Origin of the sequence: Herbaspirillum sp. VT-16-41, assembly GCF_001994935.1 — a bacterium.
Lineage (GTDB): Bacteria > Pseudomonadota > Gammaproteobacteria > Burkholderiales > Burkholderiaceae_D > Herbaspirillum > Herbaspirillum frisingense.
The window spans coordinates 1-13,641 of the sequence record NZ_MUXB01000129.1; the positions used below are offsets into that span (position 1 = coordinate 1).

The following is a 13,641-nucleotide window of genomic DNA, read 5'->3' on the forward strand; positions in this document are numbered from 1 at the left end:
CCGGCGAACTCGCTGATCCGCTATCTGGTCGAGCGCGGTCACACGGTGTTCTGCGTCTCCTGGAAGAACCCCGGTCCAGAAGACCGCGACCTGGGCATGGACGACTACCTGAACGCCGGCCTGCATGCCGCCCTCGACAAGGTCAACCACATCGTCCCCGGTCAGAAAGTACATGGCGCCGGCTACTGCCTGGGTGGCAGCCTGCTGGCCATTGCGGCGGCCGCGATGGCACGCGACGGCGACCCGCGTCTGGCATCACTGACCTTGCTGGCGGCACAGACCGACTTCAGCGAGCCGGGTGACTTGGGCATGTTCATCGACGAAAGCCAGATCAGCCTGCTGGAAGCCCAGATGCAAGAGGCCGGCACGCTCAGCCAGACGCAGATGGCCGCCGCCTTCCAGATGCTGCGCTCCTACGACCTGCTGTGGTCACGCGTGATTGGCCAATACCTGATGGGTACACCGGCCCGTAACAGCGACCTGATGGAATGGAATGCGGACGCCACCCGCATGCCGGCTCGCATGCATTCGCAATACTTGCGCCGGCTGTTCCTGGATGACGATCTGAGTGAAGGCCGCTATCCCGTGGAGGGCAAGCCGGTCGCGCTCAGTGACATCAATACCCCGGTCTTCCTGGTGGGAACGGTCCGCGACCACGTCGCGCCCTGGCATTCGGTCTTCAAGCTGCATTATCTGTGCCCGGCGGAAATCACCTTCGTGTTGGTCAGCGGCGGCCACAATGCCGGCATCGTCAGCCCGCCGGGGCATCCGCGCAGCCAGTTCCAGATGCGCAGCCGGCCGGCCGGTGGCGCCTACTGCCCGCCCGATCAATGGGCCGCAGAGACTCCCGTCACCGAGGGCTCCTGGTGGCCCGCCTGGCAAACCTGGCTGGTGCAGCATTCGGGCAAGCCCACCACCCCTCCCCGTCTGGGCGGAGCCAGGGCTGGACGCCTGGACGATGCTCCAGGCACCTACATCATGGAGAGATAGGATGGTGCTTTCGCTGGAAGGAAAAAAAGGCCTGGTGGTCGGTATCGCCGACAAGCACAGCATCGCCTGGGGCTGTGCGCGTGCACTGCACGCGGCCGGTGCCGAGCTGGCCGTAACCTGGCTCAACGACAAGGCGCGCCGTTACGTGGAACCCCTGGCGGTTCAGGTGCAGGCCACCATCATGAGCCAGCTGGATGTCAGTCAGCCCGGCGAGATGGAGCATCTCTTCGAACGGATCACGACGCACTGGGGACGGCTCGACTTCGTACTACATTCGATCGCCTTCGCACCGGCGGCGGATCTGCACGACCGCGTCGTGAATTGCTCGCCCGAGGGATTTGCCAAGGCGATGGACGTGTCTTGCCATTCCTTCATCCGCATGGCCCGCCTGGCGCAACCCCTGATGAAGAATGGCGGCAGCCTGATCACCATGAGTTATGTCGGCGCCGATGAGGTCGTCAGCAACTACGGCATGATGGGGCCGGTCAAGGCCGCGCTGGAAGCCAGCGTGCGCTATCTTGCCAGCGACCTGGGCCCGGCTGGTATCCGGGTCAATGCGGTTTCGCCGGGGCCACTAGCTACGCGGGCGGCATCTGGACTGCTTTGCTTCGATGAATTCCTGACCGACGCGGCGCGCCGTTCGCCCTTGCGGCGGCTGGCCAATATCGACGATGTCGGTGACCTATGCAGTTTTCTGGCCAGCGATACGTCCAGCGTCATCACCGGAAACACCCTGTATGTCGATGCGGGCTATCACATCGTCGCATGAGCCCCCCGGGCCAAGCGTGAGCGGCGGCATCGCTGAAGCCGCTCCGGCCCATTCCAAGCCGAGGACACCATGACTGAAGCATCATCAGGCAGCCCCGCCAGCATCGCCAGTACCGCCACCATGACAGATACGCACGCCAGCGACGACCTGCTCGGCCTGATCCGCAACCGGGTCTTCGCGGAAATCGCCATCGGTGACTGTGCCACTATCACCCGCACGCTCACCTCGGCCGACATCCAGCTCTTCGCAGTCATCTCCGGCGACGCCAATCCCCAGCACCTGGATGCCGCCTTCGCCAAGGAAAGCCGGTTCCACGGGCTCATCGCGCATGGCATGTTCGGCGGCGCATTGATCTCGGCGGTACTGGGGACCCGGCTGCCGGGGCCAGGCACGATCTATCTCGGCCAGACCCTGCGGTTCCTGCATCCGGTACGCATCGGCGATACGCTGCAGACCAGCGTCACGGTGGTCGCACGTAATGAAGCCCTGCACCGGCTGACGCTTAAATGCGGATGCGTCAATCAGGACAATGTCATCGTGATCGACGGCGAAGCCCACGTCATCGCGCCCACCGACGCCATCGTGCGGCGCCGGACCACCTTGCCGGAAGTCAGTATGAAGATGGGCAATGGCGAGCTGCAACAGTTGCTCGACCATACGCGCCAGCTGGGGCCGGTCAAGGTCGCCATCGTCCACCCCTGCGATGCGGCCAGCCTGTCGGCGGTACTGGACGCCCATGCCGCCGGCATCATCCTGCCGGTGCTGGTGGCGCCCCGGGCCAAGCTGCTGGCCCTGGCGGCGCAGCAGACGCTGGACATCTCCGTGCTCCCCATCGAAGACGTTCCCCATAGCCACGCTGCGGCGGCGCGCGCGGTCGAGCTGGCCAGCCAGGGACAGGTGGAGATGTTGATGAAAGGTAGCTTGCATACCGACGAATTCATGAGCGCCGTCGTGGCCAGCCCGGCCCTGCGCACGAAGCGCCGCATGAGCCATTGCTACCTGATGCAGACGCCCTCCTACCCGCGCCCCTTCATCATCACCGATGCGGCCGTGAACATCGAACCAACGCTGGAAGAAAAGGCCGACATCATCCGCAACGCCATCGACCTGGCCCAGGCCATCGGGGTCAAGCTGCCCAGGGTTGCCATCCTGGCAGCGGTGGAGACTGTAAATCCGAGGATGCCGGCCACGCTGGACGCCGCCGCGCTATGCAAGATGGCCGATCGCGGGCAGATCACCGGCGGCATCCTGGATGGCCCGCTGGCCTTCGACAATGCGGTCTCGCCGGTATCTGCACGGGTCAAGGGCATCGTCTCGGAAGTGGCGGGGCAAGCGGACATCCTGGTGGTCCCCGACCTGGAAAGCGGCAATCTGCTAGCCAAGCAACTGGAATATCTGGGTGGCGCCGTCAGTGCCGGCCTGGTGCTCGGCGCGCGCCTGCCGCTGGTGCTGACCAGCCGCGCCGATTCACGCGAAACACGGCTGGCTTCGTGCGCCGTGGCGCGCCTGGTTGCGCAGCACTACCGGGCCCATCCGCCCTGATGGGAGTAGTCCGTATCCCCTACCGTGAAGTTCAGTCCTGAACGACGTACTGAACAACGAAGTAGAAAACGACATAGATGATCAATAGTGCCATGCTCGCCAGTAGTGAAATAGTCATCAGTCGCATTGTCTGTCCTGACGTCGGTGCCCCGACTCCCTGTGCCACCCATGAACCGGAGAAGGAACCGCGCCCGAGCGGAAAAAGCTGCCGTCCATGATGAGCGACATGCGCGACGAAGAACTGATGCAGATCAGATAAACCGGCCGAAGCAGTACCGCTATGCACATCGAGGGAGGTCCAGATGCGAGAGTCGAAGGATGATTACAAGGGCCTGTCACCTTCCGAAGTGTCGCGCATCCTTGCCGAGGACGGGCCCAACGTGTTGACATCTGAACGGCGCCGGATGGGGCGGGTTCTGATGAATGTTCTGAAGGAGCCGATGTTCGTGCTCCTGCTGTCGGCCGCTGCCATCTATCTGGCCCTGGGCGATCTGCGCGAAGGCTTGTTGTTATTGTTCATGGTTGCGCTCACCGTGGGGCTGACGCTCTATCAGGAAGGGAAGACCGAGCATGCGCTGGCCGCCCTGCGCGTGCTGAACAGCCCCACCGCACTGGTAATCCGCGAGGGGCGGACGGTGCGCGTGCCCAGCCAGGATCTGGTACGGGGCGACCTTATCCTGCTCGAGGAAGGCGCCCGGGTGCCCGCAGACGCGAACGTTCTTGAGGCCACCAATCTGCAGATCGATGAATCATTGCTGACCGGAGAGGCTTGCCCGGTCGAAAAGTGCAGCCCACCAACGACACCCGAATTGCATCAGCCCTGCCCTGCGCAAACCGACAGCGCGATGCTGGTGCGATCAGGCACATTGGTCGTACGAGGTAGTGGTATCGCCCGGGTGAGCGCTACAGGCGCCCGTAGTGAACTGGGAAAGATCAGTAGTCTGCTGCATGAGCTGGTCGAGGAACCGAGCCCGATGCAGCGGCACGTGGCTCGTGCAGTCAAAGTGTTTGCCGTGACCGGCCTGACGCTGAGCGCCCTTCTCGTGGTTCTCGAAGGCTATGCCCATGGCCGCTGGACCGAGTCCCTGTTGATGGGAATCGCCTTATCGATGTCGCTGCTACCGGAAGAGCTTCCGATCATCCTTACGGTCTTTCCTGCCATCGGGGCATGGCGCATGGCGCGCGCCAATGTACTGACGCGACGCCTGTCGGCGGTCGAGGCCTTGGGTTCGATCACGGTCCTGTGCACCGACAAGACCGGAACACTGACAGAGAACCGGATGCGTGTCGTGCAGGCGATGAGCGCCGGGCACCACCTTTACTTCGATGAGAGCGACGTCGGCATCACCTCGCCGCAGTGGCGCACGTTGCTGGAAACCGCAGCCCTGGCGAGCAGCCAGCGTCCCACCGACCCCATGGAGAAGGCCTTTCATCAGCTGGCAGGGGAAAGCGCCAAACGCTTCGCACCGCCGGCGGTCACGCAGCTGCTGCAGGAATACCCGCTCAGTCCCGATTTGCGGGCGATGACGTTGGTCTGGAAAGGCGATGAACACACTCCCTTACTGGTAACGACCAAGGGAGCGCCGGAGGCGATTGCATCCTTGTGTGGGTTGGCACCGGTAGAAGTGCAACAGATGCAGCACGATGTCCTGCAGCTTGCCAGCCATGGCTTGCGCGTGATCGCCGTGGCCAGCTGCAACTGGAGCGGTCCGCTACCGACCTCGCAGACCGGCTTCGCGCTGCGCTACCTCGGCCTGCTGGCACTGGCTGATCCACTGCGAGAGGCCGTACCGGCTGCGATCCAGGCCTGTCATCAGGCCGGGATCAGGGTCATCATGATCACCGGCGACCACCCCGGCACGGCCCAGAATATTGCGAGGGAGGCCGGGATCAGCGCCGACCGGATTTTGCTGGGCGATGAAGTGCAGGCCATGGACGAGCACGAACTCTCCTGCCGGCTACGCACCACCAGTGTCTGTGCGCGCATCACGCCCCAGCAGAAGTTGCGCATCGTGGTGGCACTGAAGGCCGATGGACAGGTCGTCGCCATGACAGGCGACGGCGTCAACGATGCGCCTGCACTCAAGGCCGCACATGTTGGTATCGCCATGGGAGGGCGCGGCACTGATGTCGCCAGGGAAGCCGGCTCGCTGATCCTGCTGGATGACAACTTTTCTTCTATCGTGGAGGGCATCCTGACGGGCCGGCGGATCTTTTCCAGAATGCGCAGCGCGATGACCTACGTCCTGGCCATGCACGTGCCTATTGCCGGCATGGCATTGTTGCCTGTCATCTGCGGCTGGCCCTTGATCCTCTATCCGATGCAGATTGCATTCCTGGAACTGATCGTCGACCCTGCCTGTACGCTGGCCTTTGAAAATGCAGCCACGGACGGTGGCGAGCGCCGAGCTCCGAGTCGGAATGGCAACGCACCGCTGCTGGAAGTGCGAACTCTCCTGCTGGCGCTGGTTCATGGTGGTCTGTCCTGGGCCTTCGCGGCCTCCGCTTATGCCTGGTTTCTGGCGCGACTCGCGCCAGGGCAGGCCCGCGCTGCAGAGTTCATCGTGCTCGTCGTGCTCAATCTCAGCCTGATGTTTTCAGCCCTTGCGCCTGGCCGCTACTTCTTCAGGGCGCTCTACCCATGCAACTATGCGGCGTTGATCATTTCAGCTGTCGCCGTGACCATGTTGCTGGGTACGTTATACGTCCCGCCACTGACAAATGTCTTCCATTTCTCACCTTTACCGTTGCTTGAACTCGCGACGGCATTTGCTTGGGGAGCACTCGCCTTCATCGCGTATGAGTGCACAAAGTTCCTCGCCGCCCGGCTCAGGAACCTGTAATGACCCAGCGAAACCTGCTCACTTTACGCAGCTAAAGCAAACGCCTCAGCCGGTGTCTTCACCCAAGTCGCGCAGGTCGGCCGTAATCTTGCGATAGCCATAGACCCCGCCAGATTCCAGCCACGATTGCTTGATGAGTCCCAGGAGCCGCCGGTTCTCCTTGGTCCTCTCGGATTCCGGTCGTGCCTTCCAAGCGTAGTAGCCGCTGGGATGGACGCGCATTACGCGGCACATCGTGCGAACGGCATGCTGGGGTTCGTGAGCCACAATGAACGCGTACTTTACCGAGACTCGTTGGCAAAGAACGCGGCGGCCTTTTTTAGGATGTCGCGCTCCTCGGTGACGCGCTTGAGTTCAGCCTTGAGGCGACGCAGCTCTTCTTGCTGGCTCGCCTGTGCCCGACGCTCCTCAGGCGGCAATGCGTACTTCTTCATCCATTCGTACAGCGTCGGCTGCGATACCCCGAGCCGTTTCGCAACATCAGGGGCTGAGTGGCCCCGTTCCGTGACCTGCTTGACTGCCTCAATCTTGAACTCTTCCGGATAACGCTTGTTACTCATGATGACTCCTTGGTTGCCTGATATTTTAGGCTGCGGAGTGTCTAGTAGTTCCGGGGCGATTCACACGGCCACATTGGACGATGGTGGCGCAAAGGCCACCGGCAAGTATCAGGCCGGGCTGACCCTGGCCTACGACAACTGGTGGACCCTCAATGACCTCTTCTACGTCAGCATGAGCCGCAGCCTGAATCATTACGGCGACCACGGCAGCCGGGCCTATACGCTGCATTACTCGCTGCCCTGGGGCAACTGGATGGCGGCTATCACGATGTCGGGCAACCAGTATCACCAGACCGTGGCCGGCGCCTTTGAAAACTTCGTCTACAGCGGCCGTTCGGAAACCACCGAATTCAAGCTCTCGCGCCTGGTCTATCGCGATGCCGCGAGCAAGATCACGGTGTTCGGTAAAGGCTTGCTGCGCAAGGCCTACAACACCATCGATGATCTGGAGGTCGGGGCCCAGCAGCGCCGCACCACGGCTTGGGAAGCAGGCCTGAATCAGCGCCAGTATCTGGGCGAGGCCGTGGCTGACGCCACGCTGGCCTATCGCCGTTCGCTCGACACCCAGGGCGGTGAACCGAGTACGCCCTTCGACCTGCCGCAGATCGGCACGCACTATGGGCTGTGGCTACTGGACGCCTCGCTCAATGCGCCCTTCCAGCTGGCCGGTGCCAAGCTGCGCTATGCCACTACGCTGCGCGCGCAATGGAATCGCGGTAGCCTGCCGCCGCAGGATCAGTTCTCCATCGGAGGACGCTATACCGTGCGCGGCTTCGATGGCGAACTGACCCTGCAGGCCGAGCGCGGCTGGTTCCTGCGCAATGAAATGGCGGTGGGATTGGGCGAGAGCGGACAGGAACTGTTTGCCGGCATCGATACCGGTGCGGTAGCAGGACCGACGGCCCAGTTCCTCACTGGCCAGCGGCTCACTGGGGCGGCGCTGGGCTTGCGCGGCAGCCTGATCAAACTGAGCTATGAGATGTTCGTGGCTACGCCGCTGGCCAAGCCGCAAGGCTTCCAGACGGCGGCCGTGACGGGGGGATTCAACCTGCAGTGGGCGTTTTGATGATCGTCGGAAATGTTGCTGGACCACCATTCGTTTCCAATCGGGGCGTCGCCAACATTGCACCAAGAAGCCGTTGGGCCTGTCGATGCGGACCTTGATCTGTGATACACCTGCTCATCGTTGCCGAAGCCGGGCTTTTTCCTCGGTCACTTCAACGCTGATGGTGGCACGAAGCCTACTGATAAAGCTCCATCGGCACCAAAACCAGGCTTTACAATATTAAGAGTTAGTACTCCTGTTCGTGTCCGCGAAGGACCGATCATTTCCCAGTTAGTTACTACTTGCGGGCCCGACGAATCAACGCCGATTTTGACTAGCTGATAGGTCTTAGTAAGAGCAGACTCAAATTCTTTTGTTGAGGTCGTCTGAGAGAGGATTGAGCATCCGCCTCGCTCGACGGCCATCAGGAAATATTTTTCGCCATTCATTTTGATTGAAAACGCCTTCCCGCCCATCTTTGCGCCGACAGGATCGGCATCAACGAAGGACTTCGGCAGGACTTTTCCACCTTGTGCTAAGACCATTTTTTCAATCGTATTGATATTGGCACCGGTCCCAATGCAAAGCGAATCGAGCAGAATTAACAGGTCCTTCGAATTCGAGTGTGCAGCTACAGGAGCGAGTAAACAAAGAATTAACCCAACAATAATTTTCATATTCATATGCTTTTCCTAGAGCAATTGAATATTCAGGTCAGGGCCCGCGACATGCAGTTCTTCCGACATATAGACAATGCTCTTCGGGCGCTCAAAGTCCAGTTTGTTATCGGACACCCATGATGCGACTGAATTTTGTAGGCGGTTCATTAGGTCGATTTGGAGCTCGTACTCTCGTGACGATGATGCCGGAAATTCAACTTCGGCTTTCTCGATCCTTTTTAGAAACGCTACTGATGCTTCACTGCCGATTAGCTTCCCTAATTCTTCACCATTTTGAAGTCCGGAAATCATGCGGGCCAAAATAGCTTTAGCTTCAAAACGTGCAAAGTACGATGGGCATTCTATTTCTAGTTTTGCTGTCGTGATCTGTGTTCTGCCGGCAGCTAATCCAGCCTTAATGGCGTCTTGGCGTGTCGAATACCCAGCTATCCAACGCCCAGCCGCGTCCTTATAAGCATATTTTTCAGTCATCGCTCCCCCTGGAAATGGAATGTTTGGCCCTACTTGTCATATTTGGTCATCGCGGCGGCAGGGAAGCCGACGTTGTGAGCCAGGTCGGTGAGATGGCGCTTCAACTCTTGCCAGCCGGGTGTCCCCCCACCTGAGCGGATAATCAGCTCCGCCTCATGATGGCATGCCTTCCCATCGATGTTCCCCTTGTGAACGTGCAGCGTCTTTGCCCGCTCCCCGTCCTTGAGGAAATTGTCAAATACCACAGCGGCCTTGGCAGCATCGGAAATGCGGTCACCGCACACGTCACAAAACAGCATGGGAGCGTTGATACCGTCTACGATTCGAATCTCGATCATCCTCTTTTCCCTCGTCATTAAAATGCTGAAATACCCGCGACAGTCGCCTGAAAGAGTGCCGCGATACAGGCGATCAAGGCGGCCGATCTATTCCATTTCGCTTGTGCCTTCGCCGTTGCCAGAAAATCAGAGCCATCGACGCTGATCGTGCCGTCATAAAAAATGCCATCCTGCTTGGCGTGCGGATGCGGAACCACCACCTTGCTAGAGCGTTGCTAGCAAAAGGCGGACTCAATCGCGGCCAATGCAGTTGCGATATTCAAGAGGACGATAATTGTTTGCACCTGTTTTTCCTATTTGGACTTCGCGTTCTTCTTCACTCTTGGCTTCGCGCGCCTCGCTTGCGCCTCACGTAGTAACTTTTGAAGATTGGCGTAGCCGGCAGGACTTACTCTTAGCGGGTCAGAACGATCTGACAACCGTGCTTCTTCCGCTTGCACACGTGCTAGGCCACTTAGTTCACCAGGTCGGGGCGGTCGACCGTCTCCCCTGAATGCTGTTTCCAGATCTTTCGTGCTTGCACGCCATAGATAGCTCAGTCTCCCCACAGTGTTTTTCCTTGTTGGCCTGCGCCTGGCGCTTGACGCCGGTGCCGGCTATTTCTTAGGCCACCATCAGCAGGTCAAAGTCTGAATCAGGGGAATCACTGAAAATGTTGCTAGCTACCCGAACGGCACTTCCATCAACATTCCAGAAAATTTGCATCGATCCCGAATCACTTGAAACCCTGCCAACGAGGGCATGGGCACTATTCGGCCCAGCAACACGCTCAATAGTAGGAATGTAGTGTTGCTCACGGCAACGGACGGGCGCGCCTCCCAGGGCTTTTTCCAGGCTAAATTTCGTGTTTTCCATCATTTCCCCTTCTGGCCAGCACCATACTGGCCTTCTCACCACCCATGGCCCGTCTGGCGGGCCGTGGGTCGATCTGTGATGCCCCTAGTCACCGGTGCCGGGTGTTTTCCGGGCGGTTAGCCTGGTGCCGGGAGGAACCAGTTAGTACGATTGTCAGCGCGGCCAATTTCATTTCCTTCGATGTCATGAATTATGACTGCCCCGTCATTCTTGAACCGTTCAAAACCTTCGCTCTTGGCAGCCGCTGCGACGTACATCACCAGGGCCTCGATGCTCGCGTGGTCGTCTGTGCTGAACGACGCCTCGTTTCCGTTATCGTCATGGATCTTAGCTATGAATTTCATGTTGGATTCCTCTAAGGTTTTATGGGCGGGGCCGGCTGTATGCCAACCTCTCTCAATGGCTCAGGCCCGTCATGGCGGGCCGTGGGATAGTCTTTGATGCACCAGGTTATCGAGTTCGGTGCAAGTATTTTCCTTCCTGGCCAGCACCGTGCCGGCCTTCTCACCGGTGCTGGCCTGTCTAGCGGGCCGTGGGAATTTCTGTCATGCACCTGGCATCGGTGCGTTTTTCCGTTTCCTATTTACGAGTTGCGCTTCGGCTGGCTTTTGATTTCAGACGTCCCGCCTTCCTGGAAGCAATGCAGGCTGGCCAAGAATGAGATTGCGCTTACTAGAGCCGTGACACAGCCGATTCCACCATCTACATTCAGGACCAGGTCGTATGACTTACCCCCCAGGCGCCGGCGTTTTTCCTTTCAGATCATGCCAAAGTAACGCATCGATGATTCGATGAACGGACGAATCTTGTCAGGACAAGGCTTCACGCGCTCCTTGGAACGACGGTTCGGAGCTGGCCTTGTCGAAATTCCGTTCAACTCCTTCACATGCGCTATCCAACAGGACTGAACCGTAACGCCGTGCTTGGCTTTCACATCAAGTTGAATCTGCCTGTACGTGGCCATCTCGCTTTCCTTGCTATTGGTATCGAATTTTGAACTCAATGCCTTCATAAGGCGGAAAAGCTTTTCGTTCAAGCGTGAGGCTTGTTTTCGCCTCTTCAATCAATGCAGAGCTATGAGGCGGTGGTGTTTTATCCAGCGTTTCCCCATATCCAAACTCATATGTGGCTATCCGACTTCCATCTTTCAAACAGTCCACGAATACTTTTTGTACGCTCATATGTTTCCTATCCGATCAGTTTTGCAGCTGCGCGACGAATGCGGCCCGCAGCGCGCGTAGGTGTATCGTTGAACTGGCTCCAGTCGTGGTGCCACCATTCAATGAACTCGCCAGCTTCCTTGTTCAATTTGGCCGCTACAACCTCACTCAGCTCCTCCTGTACCTGCAGCCACCAATCCCTCCCGTGTGTTGCAAGACGCGTTGGCTCGATTGCTTCGCTATAGATCCTCATCACGAGGTCAAGGGCAATGAGGGCCGGCACGGTTTTTCCTTTGTCTAATCTAGCGCTAGTCGTGGCTTCAAAAGCATGAGCAGACGCCAAAGATGAGGCTCCCTATTGCCGTATGCTTGCAGCGCCCCAGGTTGAGGCTCTTCCAGCTCCCATTTACTATGCCATGCGCTGTCGCTCGTGACGATAACCGGCTGATCAACATCAGGGAATTGATCTGCTGTGATGTCTACGATCCATGGGCCATTCTGTAACCAAGCGTGAGTGGCCCCGTGCCCATCGGCTTTGCGCTTATTCCCGCAGATGTACATAAACCCCGGAATACTTTCGTCCTCAAGCACCTGCCCCAAAATTAGGGATGTGTCACCGCAAGCACCTAAAGGAAAGCTTGGCCAGGGACGCATAGTAGGCTCGCAGCGTTCGATTGCTTGACGCACGGCCGAGGCGATCTTCAGGACACGGTTATGGTCCAAGGGCTTTTTCCTTTTCGTCCAGACAGCGTGCTCAATCTTTGGATGCGCTGTCGACCACCTGGTCAAACTTCGCGTACAACTCTCCGATAGCATGATGACGACCGACGAGCGGCGTCAGTGCGTCCAGTACAGTGGTGATCGCAGCTGTTGTTCCGTGGTCTGATTCAAAGCGCTGAAACAGGTCTTCGAGCATGCGCTGGTATCCGAACGATCCTCCACCCTGCGTATTGGTTGCAGCAACGAACGCCGACACGGCACCGAGACGCTGCTGCTCATGACGCTCAGCATCAATCTCCGCCTGCGTTCGCATACCAGTTCGCACTTCCTTTTGCATGACTTGTCCCTTTCACGATTCACTGGCCAGCACGACGCCGACCTCTCACTGAACATGGCACGGCGATGCGGGCCGTGGGTGATTCTGTGGTGCGCCAGCGCGCGCCAGGTCTTTCCTTTGGCTAACTGCTTTGAAGATCGACTGCTGCAACGATATTGCTGATTTGCACGGAAGAGGTTGTTCTGTCTGAGGCTACGGCGCAGATTACCTTGGAGAAGGTATCTCGATATTTTGCACCTGTCTCTGGATCTGACAATTCCACATCCATCCATTTGCCATCATCAGAGATGGCAAGAATTCGATGAACCAAAATAACGCTGCCGTCGCATGTATAAAGACCGAAAAGCCAATAGTCTGACATCATTCGTCCTGTGTACCAGGCTGGTAATATTTCGATGGCCTTGCCAGCATGGTCAATCATTCCAACTTTGTCTTTGACCTTTATCCACTGCTTATGCGTGTACCAAGCAGACACTGCCGCTGAAATGAAACTTCCCAATGAAATCCAATCAGACGTATTCATTTTTCCTTGATCAGACGAATAGCGAGGCAAGTTGCAAAATTGCCGAAAGCGAAAAGAAAAAGAATCCCAAGTACAGGAGCGGCTTTCGCTGCGCCGCATGCGCTATTGAAGAAATATTCCCAAAAAATACGACGTCCCCACGGTTGTTCAGACGCGACTTGATATTCTCTTCGAGAAATGCAACAACAGTAGTTAAAGCCGAAAGAATGCCGGTAACTCTGTACGCTAAGATTAATGACCCTAACACTCCACACACTGCTGCACCGACCTTCAAATTGGCCGCTGTAACGTAAGCACTCCAAATCATCATTTTTCCTTTATCTTTTCTTCCCATTTTTGAAGGAGCCAGGAAGAACTGGCGACCCCTTTTTCGTCCTCTGCGCCCGACGCTTTGCCTCAAGCTGTTTGTAGACGGCAAAGCGATACTCCGGTGCAACGGCAAGCAGCTTTCCACTCAGCCCGCCCGACTTTTTAAGACGCTTTGAAGGCATGGATTTTCCTGGCTATGAGTGATGATTACCGCAGTAGGAAGGTTCGGCTCAATTCTCATTGGGCAACCAATGCAGCCGGTGCTGACTGACGTCATATAGGCGTTGGCGTTCTCACTGCTATCAAAGTGATAAATGATTTCCCTTTTTTCACTCGATAATATTGCGCAATTCTGGAAGCCTTTTGCACTGATACGCATGCCGTTATCAACCAGGTCATCCAGATTTCCGGTCTTAAGATCATTGGAATAGCCCCTTGAATCTCAGGACACGAAGACTCTCTTAAAATAGAGGATAGTCTTATGACCAGTTTTACGACT

The 13,641-nt window shown here is 57.9% G+C and carries 17 protein-coding genes and 1 pseudogene; 5 read left to right on the plus strand and 13 right to left on the minus strand.

Annotated features, from left to right (window positions below):
- From BTM36_RS19700 to BTM36_RS19715, 4 genes are all read left to right on the plus strand, one after another.
- On the plus strand, positions 1-990 hold a 990-nt coding region (locus BTM36_RS19700; protein WP_139347214.1), incomplete at its 5' end, for an alpha/beta hydrolase.
- A 1-nt stretch (position 991) separates the two neighbouring features.
- Positions 992-1,759, plus strand: coding sequence for an enoyl-ACP reductase FabI (gene fabI / locus BTM36_RS19705; protein WP_077237627.1), 768 nt, complete (start codon positions 992-994; stop codon positions 1,757-1,759).
- Positions 1,760-1,879: 120 nt separating this feature from the next.
- Positions 1,880-3,301: a bifunctional enoyl-CoA hydratase/phosphate acetyltransferase gene (locus BTM36_RS19710; protein ID WP_077237638.1), complete on the plus strand. Its 1,422-nt coding sequence runs from the start codon at positions 1,880-1,882 to the stop codon at positions 3,299-3,301.
- Positions 3,302-3,603: 302 nt separating this feature from the next.
- Entirely contained in the window at positions 3,604-6,144 is a 2,541-nt protein-coding gene (locus tag BTM36_RS19715) for a cation-translocating P-type ATPase (RefSeq protein ID WP_077237628.1), read from the plus strand.
- Between the two features lie 57 nt (positions 6,145-6,201).
- Here the strand turns inward: BTM36_RS19715 and BTM36_RS27470 are convergent.
- Positions 6,202-6,704, minus strand: a pseudogene (locus tag BTM36_RS27470) (transposase); the annotation flags it as partial.
- Between the two features lie 37 nt (positions 6,705-6,741).
- On the opposite strand from BTM36_RS27470, the gene BTM36_RS19730 reads away from it, so the two are divergent.
- Complete coding sequence (locus tag BTM36_RS19730) at positions 6,742-7,770, plus strand: ShlB/FhaC/HecB family hemolysin secretion/activation protein (RefSeq protein WP_254427047.1); 1,029 nt, start codon at positions 6,742-6,744, stop codon at positions 7,768-7,770.
- A 146-nt stretch (positions 7,771-7,916) separates the two neighbouring features.
- Here the strand turns inward: BTM36_RS19730 and BTM36_RS19735 are convergent, their stop codons facing one another.
- From BTM36_RS19735 to BTM36_RS28775, 12 genes are all read right to left on the minus strand, one after another.
- Positions 7,917-8,432, minus strand: a complete 516-nt coding sequence (locus BTM36_RS19735; protein WP_077237630.1) for a hypothetical protein — start codon at positions 8,430-8,432, stop codon at positions 7,917-7,919.
- A gap of 9 nt (positions 8,433-8,441) precedes the next feature.
- Positions 8,442-8,900, minus strand: a complete 459-nt coding sequence (locus tag BTM36_RS27965) for a hypothetical protein (protein WP_139347215.1) — start codon at positions 8,898-8,900, stop codon at positions 8,442-8,444.
- Between the two features lie 29 nt (positions 8,901-8,929).
- Positions 8,930-9,238 carry a hypothetical protein gene (locus tag BTM36_RS19740; protein WP_139347216.1) on the minus strand — a complete coding sequence of 103 codons (309 nt, stop codon included), beginning with the start codon at positions 9,236-9,238 and terminating at the stop codon, positions 8,930-8,932.
- A 603-nt stretch (positions 9,239-9,841) separates the two neighbouring features.
- Positions 9,842-10,096 (minus strand): hypothetical protein, encoded by a 255-nt coding sequence (locus BTM36_RS27970; RefSeq protein ID WP_139347218.1) that lies wholly within the window; start codon positions 10,094-10,096, stop codon positions 9,842-9,844.
- Between the two features lie 113 nt (positions 10,097-10,209).
- A complete protein-coding gene (locus BTM36_RS19750) occupies positions 10,210-10,437 on the minus strand; it encodes a hypothetical protein (protein WP_077237633.1) in 228 nt (75 codons plus the stop codon).
- 413 nt (positions 10,438-10,850) lie between these two features.
- Complete coding sequence (locus BTM36_RS19755) at positions 10,851-11,057, minus strand: hypothetical protein (protein ID WP_077237639.1); 207 nt, start codon at positions 11,055-11,057, stop codon at positions 10,851-10,853.
- 13 nt (positions 11,058-11,070) lie between these two features.
- A complete protein-coding gene (locus BTM36_RS27975; protein WP_139347219.1) occupies positions 11,071-11,274 on the minus strand; it encodes a hypothetical protein in 204 nt (67 codons plus the stop codon).
- Between the two features lie 7 nt (positions 11,275-11,281).
- The gene (locus BTM36_RS19760) at positions 11,282-11,536 is read right to left on the minus strand and encodes a hypothetical protein (protein WP_077237634.1); all 255 of its coding nucleotides are present in this window, start codon (positions 11,534-11,536) and stop codon (positions 11,282-11,284) included.
- Between the two features lie 471 nt (positions 11,537-12,007).
- The gene (locus BTM36_RS19770) at positions 12,008-12,310 is read right to left on the minus strand and encodes a hypothetical protein (RefSeq protein WP_139347220.1); all 303 of its coding nucleotides are present in this window, start codon (positions 12,308-12,310) and stop codon (positions 12,008-12,010) included.
- Positions 12,311-12,431: 121 nt separating this feature from the next.
- The gene (locus BTM36_RS27980) at positions 12,432-12,833 is read right to left on the minus strand and encodes a hypothetical protein (protein ID WP_139347221.1); all 402 of its coding nucleotides are present in this window, start codon (positions 12,831-12,833) and stop codon (positions 12,432-12,434) included.
- A 10-nt stretch (positions 12,834-12,843) separates the two neighbouring features.
- A complete protein-coding gene (locus BTM36_RS19775; RefSeq protein ID WP_217349602.1) occupies positions 12,844-13,167 on the minus strand; it encodes a hypothetical protein in 324 nt (107 codons plus the stop codon).
- 248 nt (positions 13,168-13,415) lie between these two features.
- Positions 13,416-13,641: hypothetical protein (locus tag BTM36_RS28775; protein WP_217349603.1), on the minus strand; the 226-nt coding region annotated here is incomplete at its 5' end.

What these genes read in the sequence shown, in the direction of transcription:
- fabI (WP_077237627.1), top strand. Translation starts at nt 992, where the DNA reads ATGGTGCTTTCGCTGGAAGGAAAAAAAGGCCTGGTGGTCGGTATCGCC.
- BTM36_RS19710 (WP_077237638.1), top strand. Translation starts at nt 1,880, where the DNA reads ATGACAGATACGCACGCCAGCGACGACCTGCTCGGCCTGATCCGCAAC.
- BTM36_RS19715 (WP_077237628.1), top strand. Translation starts at nt 3,604, where the DNA reads ATGCGAGAGTCGAAGGATGATTACAAGGGCCTGTCACCTTCCGAAGTG.
- BTM36_RS19735 (WP_077237630.1), bottom strand. Translation starts at nt 8,432, where the DNA reads ATGAATATGAAAATTATTGTTGGGTTAATTCTTTGTTTACTCGCTCCT.
- BTM36_RS27965 (WP_139347215.1), bottom strand. Translation starts at nt 8,900, where the DNA reads ATGACTGAAAAATATGCTTATAAGGACGCGGCTGGGCGTTGGATAGCT.
- BTM36_RS19740 (WP_139347216.1), bottom strand. Translation starts at nt 9,238, where the DNA reads ATGATCGAGATTCGAATCGTAGACGGTATCAACGCTCCCATGCTGTTT.
- BTM36_RS27970 (WP_139347218.1), bottom strand. Translation starts at nt 10,096, where the DNA reads ATGATGGAAAACACGAAATTTAGCCTGGAAAAAGCCCTGGGAGGCGCG.
- BTM36_RS19750 (WP_077237633.1), bottom strand. Translation starts at nt 10,437, where the DNA reads ATGAAATTCATAGCTAAGATCCATGACGATAACGGAAACGAGGCGTCG.
- BTM36_RS19755 (WP_077237639.1), bottom strand. Translation starts at nt 11,057, where the DNA reads ATGGCCACGTACAGGCAGATTCAACTTGATGTGAAAGCCAAGCACGGC.
- BTM36_RS27975 (WP_139347219.1), bottom strand. Translation starts at nt 11,274, where the DNA reads ATGAGCGTACAAAAAGTATTCGTGGACTGTTTGAAAGATGGAAGTCGG.
- BTM36_RS19770 (WP_139347220.1), bottom strand. Translation starts at nt 12,310, where the DNA reads ATGCAAAAGGAAGTGCGAACTGGTATGCGAACGCAGGCGGAGATTGAT.
- BTM36_RS27980 (WP_139347221.1), bottom strand. Translation starts at nt 12,833, where the DNA reads ATGAATACGTCTGATTGGATTTCATTGGGAAGTTTCATTTCAGCGGCA.
- BTM36_RS19775 (WP_217349602.1), bottom strand. Translation starts at nt 13,167, where the DNA reads ATGGGAAGAAAAGATAAAGGAAAAATGATGATTTGGAGTGCTTACGTT.